Here is a 13,868-nt window from a genome sequence, read left to right on the forward strand (position 1 = left end):
TGCCACGCGGAATTGCTATCAGGAATGTGAAAAGAGGCAGACGGGCATGAGCGGCAGCATCGAGGACCCGGCCGACGACCTGAAGGTCACCCCGCCCAAGACCTGGGCGACGGGGCTTCCGGCGGTGACGCACGCGCTGGAGTACTCGCTGAGCCAGACATCCCCGCGGCGCACCGCGCTGACGCTGCTGAACATCAACCAGGCGAAGGGGATCGACTGCCCGGGCTGTGCCTGGCCCGAGCCCGCGCCGGGCAAGCGGCACGCGAACGAGTACTGCGAGAACGGCGCCAAGCACATCAACGACGAGGCCACCTCGCGCCGCGTCACCAGGGACTTCTTCCGCGAGCACTCGATAGCCGAGCTGGACGGGAAGTCCGACTACTGGCTCAACCAGCAGGGCCGGCTCACCGAACCCATGGTCAAGCGCCCCGGCGCGACGCACTACGAGCCGATCGACTGGGACGAGGCGTTCGCCCTGCTCGCCGCCGAGCTGAAGCGGCTGGACTCCCCGGACGAGGCCCTGTTCTACGTCTCCGGCCGGCTGAACAACGAGGCGGCCTTCCTCCTCCAGCTCTTCGCCCGCGCGTTCGGCACGAACAACCTGCCGGACTGCTCGAACATGTGCCACGAGTCCAGCGGCTTCGGGCTGGGGGAGACGCTCGGCATCGGCAAGGGGAGCGTCTCCCTGGACGACATCCACCAGTCCGACCTGATCTTCGTGGTGGGCCAGAACCCGGGCACCAACCATCCCCGGATGCTGTCGGCGCTGGAGGAGACCAAGCGCAACGGCGGCCAGGTCGTGGCGGTCAACACGCTGCCCGAGGCCGGACTGATGCGCTTCAAGCACCCACAGAAGGCGCGCGGAATCATCGGCCGGGGCACGCCGATCGCCGACCAGTTCCTGCACATTCGTGCAGGCGGCGACCTCGCCCTCTTCCAGGCGCTGAACCGGCTTCTTCTGGAAGCCGAGGACACCGCGCCCGGCGCCGTACTCGACCACGAGTTCATAGCGACGCACACCACGGGCTTCGACGACTTCGCCGAACACGCCCGGAAGGTCTCCTGGGACGACATCCTGGCGGCGACCGGACTCGACCGAGGGGAGATCCAGGCGCTGTTCGAGCGGGTCCTCGCCAGCGAGAGGATCATCGTGTGCTGGGCGATGGGGGTCACCCAGCACAAGCACGGGGTGCCCACCATCCGGGAGATCGTCAACTTCCTGATGGCGCGCGGCAACATCGGCCGGCCCGGCGCCGGCGTGTGCCCGGTGCGCGGCCACAGCAACGTGCAGGGCGACCGCACGATGGGCGTGTGGGAGCAGATGCCGCGGTCCTTCCTGGACGCGCTGGGCCGCGAGTTCGGCTTCATCCCTCCCGCCCACCACGGCCTGGACGCGGTCAACGGCATCCGCGCGATGCACGAGGGCCGGGCCAAGGTCTTCCTCGGCGTCGCCGGCAACTTCGTCCGGGCCACCCCCGACAGCGAGGTCACCGAGGAGGCGATGCGGAGCTGCCGGCTCACCGCGCACGTCTCGACCAAGCTCAACCGCTCCCACACCGTCTGCGGCAGGACCGCCCTCATCCTGCCCACCCTCGGCCGCAGCGACCGGGACGTGCAGGACGGCGTCGAGCAGTTCGTCACCGTCGAGGACTCCATGAGCGACGTTCACGCCTCCCGGGGCAAGCTGCCGCCCGCCTCCCCGCACCTGCTCAGCGAGGTGGCGATCGTCAGCCGCCTCGCCCGGTCCGTCCTCGGCGACGAACCGTCCATCCCCTGGGAGGAGTTCGAGGCCGACTACGGGAAGGTCCGCGACCGGATTTCCCGAGTGGTGCCCGGCTTCGAGGACTTCAACGCCCGGGTCGACGTGCCCGGCGGCTTCACGCTGCCCAACCCGGTGAACCAGGGGGTCTTCCCCACCCCGAGCGGCAAGGCCGTCTTCACGTGCAACGACTTCACCATGCCGGACATCCCGCCGGGCACCCTGCTGCTCCAGACGCTCCGCTCGCACGACCAGTGGAACACCGTCTGGTACGCCCCGAACGACCGTTACCGCGGCATCCACGATGCTCGTCGCGTTGTCATGGTCAACCCTGCCGACCTGGCCGAGCTCGGCCTCGCTGACCGCGACCTCGTAGACCTGGTGAGCGTCTGGCCCGACGGCCGGGAGCGTCGCGCCGAGGGCTTCCGCGTGGTCTCGTACCCGGCGAGCCGCGGCTCGGCGGCCGCGTACTACCCGGAGACCAACGTCCTGGTGCCGCTGGACAGCGTCGCCGACATCAGCAACTGCCCCACCTCCAAGGGCGTCCTGATCCGCCTGGAGCCGTCCGGGGCCACCCCGTGAGCGGAGGAGGGACTGCTCAGTCTGGCGGTCACCGCATGGTGCAGCCGCCAGGACCTGCCGTGACGGCGTGGGAGTCCCTCGGCCCGGGCGGCGGGACATGCCGTCGACGGTCGGGACGTCACCCGGCCCGGAACCGGCTCATCCGGACGACACCCTCGGAGCCCGGCTCCGGGAAGAGGAGCGAATCATGGGACGAGTGACCGCGCGGCGGCGCGTGCTGCGCATCCGGGAGGGCGTGTCCTCGTACCGCCCTGACACGCTGGCGGCCGAGGAGCCGATGGAGATCCGGGTCGGCGGCCGACCGCTCACCGTGACCATGCGCACCCCGGGCGACGACTTCGACCTCGCGGCCGGGTTCCTGGTCACCGAGGGTGTGGTACACGCCGCCGAGGACATCGCCGGGATCCGATACTGCGCGGGTGCGACGGCCGATGGCGGCAACACGTACAACGTGGTCGACGTCGGCCTTGCCCCCGGTGTGGAGGCCCCCGATGCGTCGTTGGAGCGGAACTTCTACACGACGTCGTCGTGCGGACTGTGCGGAAAGGCGAGCCTGGACGCGGTGCGCACGACGGCCGCGTGGTCGGTCATGGAGGATCCGGTACGCCTCGCACCGGACGTCCTGACCACGCTGCCGGAGCGTCTGCGGGCGGCCCAGCGGGTCTTCGACACCACCGGCGGACTGCACGCCGCCGGACTGTTCACCGCCGACGGCGAACTGCTCTGCCTGCGCGAGGACGTCGGCCGGCACAACGCCGTGGACAAGGTCGTCGGGCACGCCCTGCGGGAGGGGCTGCTGCCGCTGCGCGGGACGGTGCTGATGGTGAGCGGCCGGGCCTCGTTCGAACTCGTGCAGAAAGCCGTGATGGCCGGTGTCCCGATGCTGGCCGCGGTCTCCGCGCCGTCGTCGCTCGCCGTCGACCTGGCCGCGGAGAGCGGGCTGACCCTGGTCGGCTTCCTGCGCGGCACGTCGATGAACGTGTACACCGGCGACGAACGGCTCGTACCGCAGACGGTGGCCTGAACGCGGGCCGCACGGTCGACACGGTCCCGCGGAGTGGCGTTCCGACCTGCGGTCGGGTAGACCCGTGGAGTGCTGTTTCGTCAACTCGAGTACCTCGTGGCCCTCTCCCGGGAGCGTCACTTCGCCCGCGCCGCCCAGTCCTGCCACGTCTCCCAGCCGGCCCTCTCCGAAGCCATCCGGAAGCTGGAGGACGAGCTCGACGTCCCCCTGGTACGACGCGGCCGCACGTACGAGGGGCTGACCCCCGAGGGCGAGCGCATCGTGCTGAGGGCGCAACGGCTGCTCGCCGACCGCGATGCTCTCAGGAGTGAGGTGACGGCTCTGCGCGGCGGGCTGACGGGCCGGATGAGGATCGGCGCGGTACCGACCGCGTCCGGCGCCGTCGCCCATCTGACCAGCCCCTTCTGCGTGGAGCATCCCCTTGTCAGTGTCGAGGTGAGAGCGGACCTGCAGTCGGAGGACATCCTCCGCCAGCTCCAGAACTTCGAGATCGACGCAGGCATCACCTATCTGCACCGGGAACTTCCGGACGCCTTCCGGGCGGTGCCGCTGTACGAGGAGCGGTACGTGCTGCTCACCGACGCGACCGACACTCTTTCCCCGGGCACCGCGGCGACCTGGGCGGATGCCTCGCGGCTGCCGCTCTGCCTGCTGACGGAGGCGATGCAGGGGCGTCGGGTGCTCGACGAGGTGTTCGCCGAGGCCGGGCTACGGCCGTCACCCCGAGTCGAGACGGACTCCGTGGCGGCGCTCTTCGCCCACGTCCGGGCGGGCCGGTGGGCGAGTGTCGTCCCGTACGCCTGGCTGCACGTGTTCGGAGTTCCGCACGGGATGAGGGCGGTGCCCATGACGGAGCCCGACCGGTCGGTGCCGGTCGGGCTGGTGGTCACGGCCCGGGAGCCGGGCTCGGTCATGGCCCGCGCTCTCAGGGAGGTCGCGGGCCGCACCGATGTGGCCGCCGCCCTGGAGCGGCTGCCCGAGGCCTGAGCTGGTCGCCCGGCCCGTCCTCTTCCGGAGGAAGGCCCATTTCCTCGCGGGCCTCAGTCGACGGTGCGGCCCTGGCCGTCCGTCAGGCGCCCGTCGTCGAGGACCCGGAGTCTCCTGGAACTCGCTCATGTCGAACCGGATCATCCGGTCCTCGTCGCCGAAGAGCGCATCCGGCACCAGGTCAACGACTTCCGTACGGTCCTGGCGCCGGCCGTCATCGGCCAAGGCGCAGGATTCGTGCCGGAGATGGCCACCACGCAGGCCCCCGAGGGCGTGGTCCTGACCCGGCTGACCCTGTTCCGTCTCGGGGATTCGGGCGGGCCCACGGGGCCCGGCGGCACGAGGGCCGTCTCGTAGGCGAGTACGACGGCCTGGGCCCGGTCGCGCAGGAGGGTCGGGCCGGACGCCGGCCGGTCGCCGCTCATGTCGTGTACTGGCGGCACGTGCCGGTGAAGACGACGGCGAGTTCGGCGTCGAGCAGGGGCTCCACGAACCGGGTGACGCTCTCTCCCGCCGCGCCCTCGGGCTCGCGGTAGACCTGGAGTGCGAGCCCCTCCATCACGGCGGCGAGGCGGACGGCGGCGGACCGCGGGTCCAGGCGCTCGTCGACCTCGCCGCATTCCTTGCCGTTGTGGACGGCGCGGGCGATGTCCTCGCGCATCTGCCGGGCGCTCTCGGTGTCGACCTCGGCCAGCGCGGGCGCGTCGAGGGCGCGGCCGGCGAACGCGCGGGTCACGCGGTACTCGGCGCGGCGGGGCTCGTCGAGGGGGATGTACTCGGTCATCACGGCGGCCATGACCCGTGCGAGCGGCAGCCGGTGGGCGACGCCGTCCCTGATGCGGGCGTCGACGCGGGCGCGGATGCGGGCCGAGACCTCGCGGAAGGCGTGGAGCAGCATCTCGTCCTTGGTGCGGAAGTAGTGCTGCACCAGCCCCACGGACATGCCCGCGGCGGCGGCCGTGCGGGCGACGGTGACGGCGTCGAGCCCGTTCTCGGAGATCAGGCGGCCGACGGCGTCGGCGATCTGACGGCGGCGTTGTTCGTGGTCGGCGGTTCGCGGCACTTGATGACCGTACCAGCGTACGGTTATAACCGTATAGCCATACGGTTATCCGTCGTGCCCATGGAAGAGCGAGGTCCCCATGCCCAGCCCGCTTCGACGCGCCGCCGCCGCGGCCGCCGCCCTCCTGCTGGCCCTGTCGCCCTTATCCGAGACTCCGGCGGTGGCGAGTCCGCCCGTCCCGGTGGAGCGGTTCGCGGGGATGGACGCCTACGTCCGCGAGCGCATGCAGGCCACCCGCACCCCCGGGCTCGCCTACGCGGTGGTCGGCCCCGACGGCCCGGTCCACGCACGGTCCTGGGGCACGGACGGGAACGGCGAGCCGGTCACGGCCGCCACCCCCTTCCTGTGGGGCTCGGTCGCCAAACCGATCGCCGCGAGCGCCGTGATGACGCTCGTGCAGGAGGGACGCCTCCGGCTCGACGACCGGGTCGCCGACCACCTGCCGGCCTTCCGCTTCGGCGGCCCGGACCACGCCGACCGGGTGACGGTCCGTCATCTGCTGCAACAGACCGCGGGCCTACCGGAGTCGGCCACCTTCGCGGTCGCCGACTGCGTCGACACCGACTGCCCGGACGCGCTCGGCCGCGTCGGCGCGCTGGACGACCTGCGCCCGCTGGGCCCGCCCGGTACCAGGTACGCCTACACCAGCGCCAACTACCTGGTCCTGGCCGCCCTGGTCGAGTCCGTCACCGGCCGGTCGTTCGCCGCCCACCTCCGGGACAGCGTCCTGCGCCCGGCCGGCATGGACGGGGCCATCGCCGACCGGGCGTCCGCTCGCGAGCGACGCCTTCCGCCCGGCCACCAACTCCTGTGGGGCGTACCGTCCGCGATCGTCGACGGCGTGGACGACGACGGCGCCGCCTACGGCTACACCGGCGGCGACCTGAACGACCTCGCCGCCTTCGCCGCCCTCCAGCTGCGGTCGGGAAGGACCGCCGACGGCGGCGGGACGGTCCTGTCTCCCGACTCCGTCCGCCTGATGCGGCGTTCGGGCCGGCTCCAGCCCTCCGGCACCGCCACCGGATACGGACTCGGCTGGCGCGTCGGCGGCCTGGAGGCCCCGCTCGACACCGCCGTCTGGCACACGGGCGCCACCCCCGGCTACTCCGCCATGATCCTCCTGCTGCCCGACCGGGACCTCGCCCTCGTCCTCCAGCAGAACCTCCACGGACTCCTCCACGACAGCGCCGTCATGGACGTCGGTTTCGGCGCGGCCCGCATCCTCGCCGGAGGAACCGCCCCCGAACCCTCCTCCGCGACGACGTACTACGCGACCGTCTGGGGTCTCACCGCGCCGGCCCTCGTCCTCCTCGCGGAAGCGCTCCACTCGCTCCGCCTGCTGCGCCGTGGGGGTTCGCGGCGCATCGCCCCCACCGTCCTGTGGTGTCTCGCCGGAGCCGCGCCCCCGGCCGTGCTGGTGGCGGCCCTCGTCCTCGTCGGTTCCGGGGCGCTGTGGACCTGGACGCCCGACGCGTTCACCGCCGTCTGTGCGGCGTCCGTCGCGGCGGCCGTCATCGCCCTGCGGCTCGGGGCCGCCGTGCGCGCGGGCCGGGGTGGCGAGCGGAGCGGCCGACCGGTGCGGGGCGGCTCAGGCCATGATCGCGCGGACGGGTAGGACGATGTAGAGGGCGAGGAGGCCGATGCCGGCCATGAACAGAGACGCGCCATCGTCGGTGAACGTGCCGGAGAGGTACGGGAGGGCGAGGAGCACGAAGCCCGTCACCGCGGCGGCGTGGACGGTCTGGGTGAGCGGGGACCACGCCTGTTCGTGCAGGCAGTCGGCCTCCGCGCCGATCGACGTGGGGAGCACGCAGGTCAGCACGAGGAGCAGCGGCAGCAGCGCGAAGGCCGTACCGGACGGGGTGAGCCCCCAGTCGCGGTCCAGGTGGCGCTCCATGTCCTGTCCCTCCGCGACCAGGCCGCCCAGCTCCGGGGCGGTGGGGGCCCACAGGACGTCCACCCTGCTCCCGGGCTTCGGCCTCTCGTCGGTGAACGCGCCTTCGACGCGGACGCGCTCGTCCTCCGGCAGGGCCAGGACCAGGGTGGCGTAGTAGCCGGTGATCGCGTCCTCGTCGTCGCGTCGTTCGCCGACGTTCTCGGCCTTCACCACGGTGGCCGTGGCATGGGCCGCTCCCGCCTGCACGAGGGAGCGGACGTGCTGGGAGGCGTGGGCCCTGCCGAGGACGCTCAGCGCAGTCACGGCGAACACGACCAGGAGCCAGACGAGGGACTGCCGCAGGAACACCCACGGCACGCTGTCGAACTCGGATGCGGCCAGGCGGCGGAGCAGGCCGGGCCGTTCCCGGCGGGCGCGAGCCGGCCCCTTCGTCAGGGAGATCGCCGACGGCCTCGTCGCCGCCTCGTCGTTGCCCCGGCGGGGGAACCAGCCGTAGGTGTCGTCCGCCCACCAGAGCAGGAGCGCGAGCACCCGCAGCCAGACCAGACCGACCACGGTCCAGGCCAGCGGGACGAGCCCGGGGACCGGAAGGGCGACGCCCGCGGGAAGCCCGGTCGTCCACACGGCGAGGACCGCCGCCGCCCCGTAGGCGCACACGCCCGCTATGCGGACGAACCATGCCGGCACGCTCTCTCCCCCTGGTGATCCACGGCGTACGCGTTGACGCGCGAGTATCGCAGCGGGCGGACCGGGCGACCCGCGAGGGGTGGGCCTCCCCGCGCGAGCCGCGCCACGCTGTGACGGCGCGGGGCGTCCGCGCCGCCCAGCCTCTGCGCCTCTGCGCTCTGCGCCTTCCGCGAGGCCCACCCGCCCCGGCACGAGGATCGGACCGGGTGTCAGCCCCGCAGGGTGGCGATGGCCTTCTCGATCCGCCGTCGCCGGGTCTCGGGCCGCTTCGCGCTCTCGATGGCGCGCACGTGCTCGCGCCTGCGGCTCTGGGTCAGGCGGTCGTACGCCGCGCGGGCCGCCGGGTCGTCGGCCAGGGCTTGGGCGAAGTCCGGGGGTTCGACGACGATCCGCGGCTCGGTGTCCAGCTCCAGCTCGACCTCGACCTCCTCGCCGGTCGCGACGCCGGCGGCCTGCCGGTTGGCGTTGCCGAGGCCGATCAGGTGGCGGCCTCGCATGATCGCGACCCGGCTCTTCCAGGAATGCCCGTTCACCGTGATCGTCACCGGCGGCCGTGCGCCTCCGCCGAGCGCCGCCACCACCTCGGGCGGAACCTCCAGGCCCCGCATGGGCTCGGGCGGTTCGACGTGGGTCCGGAACTTCATGAGCGTTCTCCTCCCTCGGCCTCCCACACGAACCCGTCCGGGTCGGTGAAGGCGTCGGCGGTACCGCCGAGGACGATGAGGTGCGAGCCGGTGCCGTCGGCGGGGACACCAAGGTCCTTGGCCAGGGCACGGCGCTTGTACAGCGCCAGCTTGACGCGGCCGGAGCGTCCGGGGGCGAACTCGGCGTACGTGCCGCCGACGCTCTTGGCCACGGTCAGGCCCCGGTCGACGTAGAACCGCCGGGTGGCCTTCACGTCCTCGACGCCGATCAGCAGGACGACGTCGTCGATCGCGCGGGTGGCGGGGCCCGTGTCCTTCCTCGCCGAGGTCGCGATCTTCCAGATCGTCCCGTCCGGGGCCCGGACGACGCCGCTGTAGCCCCACAGCGACTTCGCGGCGGGCTTCAGCACCGTGGCGCCGGCGCCCACGGCGGCGCCGACGAAGGCGTCGACCGTGGCCGGTCCGGACACCGTGAGCGCCAGGGTGAAGCCGCGGAATCCGGCGGAGTGCTCCTCGGACGCCCGCAGGCGTACGTGGGTGTCCACGCCGAAGGCGCCGTAGAAGCGGCGGGCGGCCTCGGGGTCGGCCACCTCGAGGGTGACGGAGACGAGGGACGTGTGGGCTGTGGTGGGAAGGGTGGTTGCCATGACCCTCACGCTAGGGTCTGCGCGAGGGAGGCGGCTTCTCGATTCCTGACCGGTCCTGAGAGCCCCTTCGCGGCACCTGACACCGGAAGGTCCCGGTCCCGGTCCCGGTCCCGGTCCCGGACACGGTTTCGTTCCCTCGTCAGGGCTGGGACCTGATCACGGCGACGCAGAACAGCGCCGCGAGAGCCAGACTCGCCGCGGCCGGTCCCGCGACGCTCTCGGCGACGGTGGAGGGCAGGACGCGGTCGGTCGGCGGGACGGTGTCCTCCGGGGCGAAGACCATCGTGAGAAGCCGGCCCGGGCGGGCGTCCGGGCCGCACGTGCGCCAGGCTTCGGACGGTACGGGGGTGCCGTCGAGGAGTCGTACCGAGCAGGAGTTCGTGACGTGGTCCCGCCCCTCGTAGCGGTGGACGTGGACCTCGGTCACCTCCACCGCGCGGGTCTCGCCACGCCACACGAGCACGGCCTGGGCGGCCTGCCCCGGTATCCACCAGGCGAGGACGCCGCCGAGCAGAGCGACGGCGCCGACCAGGGCCCGCCCCGCGTTGGTCGTGAAGAGGCGACCGGCGGCGGCGAGGGCGACGACGGCTCCGACCACCGAGCCGACCGTGTCGGAACCGGTCAGCACCCCTGTCACCGCCGTGCCCGAGACCAGGACGGCGGTCGAGAGCCCCAGGGAGACGCCCTCCGCCACCAGCCGCGCCGCCGGCCGTCCGCTGAAGTTCGCCGGGCCCCACAGGAACGCCCTGTCGTCGGACATGCTGCTCCCTCGTCGTTTCGGCACCTGATGGAGGGACGGAATCATGTCACCGTCCGCCCTGGCCGCACAGGGTGATGGCCCCTCACGTCTCGGAGCCCGCACACGGCGGCGGGCCGGGCCCCCAGCACGGTGGGGACCCGGCCCGCCGGATGCGGGGAGGTGGCGTCAGCCGGTGAAGCCGGCCGTGATCTTCGTGAACTCCCAGTCGGCCTGGGCGATGCCGGAGCAGGTTTCGGTCACGCCGCCGCCGGCGCAGCCGCGGTCGCGGTTGACGGACCAGAAGGCGAGCCGGGCGATGTGGTGGGTGTTGGCCCAGTCCCGGATGCTCGTCCAGGTCTGCGGGGTGGTGACCTCCCGCTGGTCGGACAGGCCGTTCATGCCGGAGATGCCGACGTGGGCGTAGGCGGTGGCGTCGTCCCAGCCGAACACCGACTTCAGCTTGTTCTTCAGGCCCTCGGCGGCGTTGACGGTGTTGCCGTACATGTCGGCGCCGCCGCCGAAGTCGAAGGGCATGATGGTGAAGACGTCGATGCCGGCGTCGAGCGCCTTGGACTGCTCGATGAGCCGGTTGCCCCAGGAGGTGGGGCCGGTGGTCGAGGTGCCGAAGGTGAGGATCGTGCGCAGGCCGGGGTTGTTCGCCTTGACGATCTTCAGCGCGCCGAGGACGCGGTCCTGGACGGCGGCGTTCTCGAACTCGTCGGTGTTCTCGATGTCGACGTCGATCGACTTCAGGCCGTAGGCGTCGATGACCTTCTGGTAGGCGCCCGCCAGGGCCTCGGCGGTGGCGCAGTTGGGGCCGAGCTTGTTGCCGGACCAGCCGCCGATGGACGGGACGATGTCGCCGCCGGCCGCCCGGATGGCGTTGATCGTGGACTGGTCGATCCCGCCGGTGAGCGGGCGCTGGCCGTCCCAGGCCGGGTTGCAGCCGCCGGAGGAGAGGATGAAGGCCATGGTGAAGGTCTTGATGCCGGTGGCGTTCATGACGGTGGCCGGGGCCGGCGGGTTGCCCCAGCCGAGGTAGAGGTAGGGCGCGGCCTGCTTGAAGCCTGTGCCGCCCCCGCCGCCCGCCTCGGTGCTGACCGTGACCGCGCCGGATGCGGGGGAGACGTTGCCGGCGGCGTCGCGGGCCCTGACGGTGAAGGTGTACGCGGTGCTCGGGGCCAGCCCGCCGACCGTGGCGGTCGTGCCGGTCACCGTGCTGACCTTGGTGGCGCCCTGGTACACGTCGTATCCGGTGACGCCCACGTTGTCGGTGGCGGCGGTCCAGGCGAGGGTCACCGAGGAGGCGGTCTTGGAGGCCACCTGGAGGCCGGCGGGCGCGCTCGGCGCCTGGGTGTCGCCGCCCCCGCCGCCGGGGCCGTCGAGGCTGAGGTCGTCGGCGTAGTAGGTGCCCTGCCCGTACCAGCCGTGGGTGTAGACGGTGGCGCTGGTCTGGTTCGCGCCGGTGGTGAAGCTCAGGGAGAGGCGCTGGTACGAGGGGGCGGACGCGGTCCAGGTCGAGGCGCCGCCGTCGACGCCGAGGTACACGTAGGCGCCGCGCACCCAACCGGACAGCGTGTAAGTGGTGTTGGGCTGGACGGCGACCGTCTGGGCGCACCGCGCGGTGTCGGACGCGCTCGCCGCGCCGGCCAGCGCCTTGGTGCCGCCGTGGACGGGGCTCGACACGACCGAGCCGGTGCCGCCGGAGCAGCTCCAGCCGGACAGGGAGCCGGACTCGAAGCCCGGGTTCGTGAGCAGTTCGGCGGCCTGGGCCTGTGCGGGCAGGGCGACCAGGGCCGCCGCGCCGAGCAGTGACGCGCCGAGCGACGCCACCAGACGGTTGCGTACGAGCACCATTCCTCCAGGGGGGGGCTGTGGGGTGGCAGGGAGGGGCAAGCGCGTCACAGATTGGACTGGACCAATACCGCCGTCAAGACCCCCGTCCCGCCCCTCGCGCCGCTGCTCGGAGAAACGCCTGGTCACCGCGGTCAGGAAAGAAGTCGGCCGGGAGGGCGGGGAGTTGGCCGATCACGACAGTGCCTGGTGCCCGGTGCCCGGTGCCTGGTGCCCGGTGCCTGGTTCAAAGGAGATCAAAGAGACCCCGTGCATTCGGTAAACGGGCGGGCGGGCGCGGGGGCCGGATCTACGTTCCTGGGATGACCACTTCTTCGGAACCTCCCACATCCGACGGCCGCCGACGGGCCGTCGCCTCGCGCCGCGGACTGCTGCGCACCGCCGTCACCGGGGCCGCCGTGACCGCGGGCGCCTGGGCCCTCGACGCGCCCGGCGCGGCGGCGGCGCCCCGGCGGCGGCCCCGGCCCGCCACCCCTGACGAGGCGCTGCGCGAGCTGAGTGCGGGGAATCAGCGGTGGCGGGTCTTCAAGGAACGGCATCCGCACGAGACGCGGGCCGTGCGGAACGAACTGGTGTCCGGCCAGCATCCGTTCGCGGTCATCCTCGGCTGCATCGACTCCCGGGTGCCGCCCGAGCTCGTCTTCGACCAGGGGCTGGGCGACCTGATCACCGTCCGCTCCGCGGGCGAGGTCCTCGACGAGGCGGTGCTCGGCAGCGTGGCGTACGGGGTGCTGGAGCTCGACATCCCGCTGATCGTGGTCCTCGGGCATCAGGGGTGCGGTGCGGTGTCCGCGGCCGTCCACGCGGACGAGAGCGGTGAGACGCTGCCCGCGCACATCCAGTTCGTCGCCGAACAGATCAAGCCGGCCATCGACCGTTCGCTGGAGGGCGCCGCCCGCGTCGACGCCGCCATCACCGCACAGGTGCGGCTGGTGCGGGCGCGGCTCGCCGCGGAGCCCGACCTGGCCGCCAGGATCGCGACGGGACGGCTCGGCATCGTCGGCGCCCGGTACGAGCTGACCAGCCAGTTGGTGCACGCGGTCCGCTGAGGCTTGTCCCTGCCCCAGGGGCAGGGGGCACAGTGGCCGCGTGCACAAGGACTTGATCACCATCGGGGAGCTCGCGGCCAGGACCAGGCTCAGCCCCAAGGCCCTGCGGCTCTACGGGGACCGGGGGCTGCTGCCGCCCGCCCGGATCGATCCGCGGACCGGGGTCCGCCGCTACGGCCTTGCTCAGGTCGAGCGGGCCCGCCGCATCGCGCTGCTGCGGGCCGCCGGCCTGCCGCTGGCCCGGATCGCGGCGGTGCTCGACGCCGGCGGCGGGGATGCCGTACGGCTGCTGACCGCGTACGGGCGCGAGCAGGAGGCGGCCCACGCGGCGCGCCGGAGCGCGCTGGCCTACGCGCGCGACGTCCTGGCCGGCGGCGGCACGCGCCGGTACGCCGTCGCCGAGCGTGACGTACCCGAGCAGAAGGTGCTGTTCACCCGGCGCCACGTGATTGCCACCGAGCTGCCCGGCTTCCTCGCGGAGGCGGGCGAACTGCTCCTCGCCCACCTGCGGCGGACGGGAGCGTGCCTGTCCGGGCCGCTCTTCGCCGTCCACCACGGCCTGGTGGGCGAGGACTCCGACGGGCCGGTCGAGGTCTGCGCCCCGACACGGAACGAGGTCGAACCGGCGGATCGGGTCGGGGTACGCGTCGAACCCGCGCACCGCGAGGCGTACACCGCCCTGACGATGCGGCCCGAGGGCCATCCGGCGATGGCCGCCGCCCACGACGCCGTCGGCGCCTGGCTCGCCGAGCACGGGCACGCCCGCGACGGCTCCGACCGGGAGGTGTACTACCCGAACTGGGCGACGGCCGAGCCGGGCGATCACGTGGCCGACGTGGCCGTACCGTTCCGCCCCCCCGCCCGCGCCGGGGCCGGGGCGCGGGACGGCGCCCCGGCCGGGGCGCGGGCGGGCGAACCCGGCGCGACCGACAAGCG

12 protein-coding genes are annotated in these 13,868 nt (G+C 72.9%); 6 read left to right on the top strand and 6 right to left on the bottom strand.

Going from position 1 to position 13,868, the window contains the following annotated elements:
• Window positions 1-46: 46 nt before the first annotated feature.
• From ACFW1I_RS13610 to ACFW1I_RS13620, 3 genes are all read left to right on the top strand, one after another.
• Window positions 47-2,341, top strand: a complete 2,295-nt coding sequence (locus tag ACFW1I_RS13610; RefSeq protein ID WP_384669442.1) for an FdhF/YdeP family oxidoreductase — start codon at window positions 47-49, stop codon at window positions 2,339-2,341.
• Between the two features lie 187 nt (window positions 2,342-2,528).
• Complete coding sequence (gene fdhD, locus ACFW1I_RS13615) at window positions 2,529-3,365, top strand: formate dehydrogenase accessory sulfurtransferase FdhD (RefSeq protein WP_384669443.1); 837 nt, start codon at window positions 2,529-2,531, stop codon at window positions 3,363-3,365.
• Between the two features lie 69 nt (window positions 3,366-3,434).
• Window positions 3,435-4,352 (top strand): LysR family transcriptional regulator, encoded by a 918-nt coding sequence (locus ACFW1I_RS13620; protein WP_384669445.1) that lies wholly within the window; start codon window positions 3,435-3,437, stop codon window positions 4,350-4,352.
• A gap of 421 nt (window positions 4,353-4,773) precedes the next feature.
• Here ACFW1I_RS13620 and ACFW1I_RS13625 read toward each other — a convergent pair whose 3' ends face one another.
• A complete protein-coding gene (locus ACFW1I_RS13625) occupies window positions 4,774-5,415 on the bottom strand; it encodes a TetR/AcrR family transcriptional regulator (RefSeq protein WP_384669447.1) in 642 nt (213 codons plus the stop codon).
• A 79-nt stretch (window positions 5,416-5,494) separates the two neighbouring features.
• Here ACFW1I_RS13625 and ACFW1I_RS13630 point away from each other — a divergent pair, with 79 nt between their 5' ends.
• Entirely contained in the window at window positions 5,495-7,030 is a 1,536-nt protein-coding gene (locus ACFW1I_RS13630) for a serine hydrolase domain-containing protein (RefSeq protein ID WP_384669448.1), read from the top strand.
• On the opposite strand, the gene ACFW1I_RS13635 is transcribed toward ACFW1I_RS13630, so the two are convergent.
• From ACFW1I_RS13635 to ACFW1I_RS13655, 5 genes are all read right to left on the bottom strand, one after another.
• The gene (locus ACFW1I_RS13635; RefSeq protein WP_384669449.1) at window positions 7,004-7,999 is read right to left on the bottom strand and encodes a hypothetical protein; all 996 of its coding nucleotides are present in this window, start codon (window positions 7,997-7,999) and stop codon (window positions 7,004-7,006) included. The two genes, ACFW1I_RS13630 and ACFW1I_RS13635, sit on opposite strands and share 27 nt — an antisense overlap.
• Before the next feature lie 209 nt (window positions 8,000-8,208).
• On the bottom strand, window positions 8,209-8,643 hold the full coding sequence (locus tag ACFW1I_RS13640; protein WP_384669451.1) for a YdeI/OmpD-associated family protein: 435 nt from the start codon (window positions 8,641-8,643) through the stop codon (window positions 8,209-8,211).
• The gene (locus ACFW1I_RS13645) at window positions 8,640-9,290 is read right to left on the bottom strand and encodes a glyoxalase (protein WP_384669452.1); all 651 of its coding nucleotides are present in this window, start codon (window positions 9,288-9,290) and stop codon (window positions 8,640-8,642) included. Before ACFW1I_RS13645 ends, ACFW1I_RS13640 begins: the two co-directional genes overlap by 4 nt.
• A gap of 139 nt (window positions 9,291-9,429) precedes the next feature.
• On the bottom strand, window positions 9,430-10,050 hold the full coding sequence (locus tag ACFW1I_RS13650; protein ID WP_384669453.1) for a hypothetical protein: 621 nt from the start codon (window positions 10,048-10,050) through the stop codon (window positions 9,430-9,432).
• Window positions 10,051-10,215: 165 nt separating this feature from the next.
• On the bottom strand, window positions 10,216-11,886 hold the full coding sequence (locus ACFW1I_RS13655; RefSeq protein WP_384669454.1) for a carbohydrate binding domain-containing protein: 1,671 nt from the start codon (window positions 11,884-11,886) through the stop codon (window positions 10,216-10,218).
• Between the two features lie 299 nt (window positions 11,887-12,185).
• Between ACFW1I_RS13655 and ACFW1I_RS13660 the strand changes: the two genes are divergently transcribed.
• Together ACFW1I_RS13660 and ACFW1I_RS13665 are read left to right on the top strand one after the other, a co-directional pair.
• Entirely contained in the window at window positions 12,186-12,932 is a 747-nt protein-coding gene (locus tag ACFW1I_RS13660; RefSeq protein WP_384669457.1) for a carbonic anhydrase, read from the top strand.
• Between the two features lie 40 nt (window positions 12,933-12,972).
• A partial coding sequence (locus tag ACFW1I_RS13665) for a MerR family transcriptional regulator (RefSeq protein WP_384669458.1) occupies window positions 12,973-13,868 on the top strand: 896 nt, incomplete at its 3' end.

Source organism: Streptomyces sp. NPDC058955, assembly GCF_042741435.1.
Classification (GTDB): Bacteria; Actinomycetota; Actinomycetes; order Streptomycetales; family Streptomycetaceae; genus Streptomyces.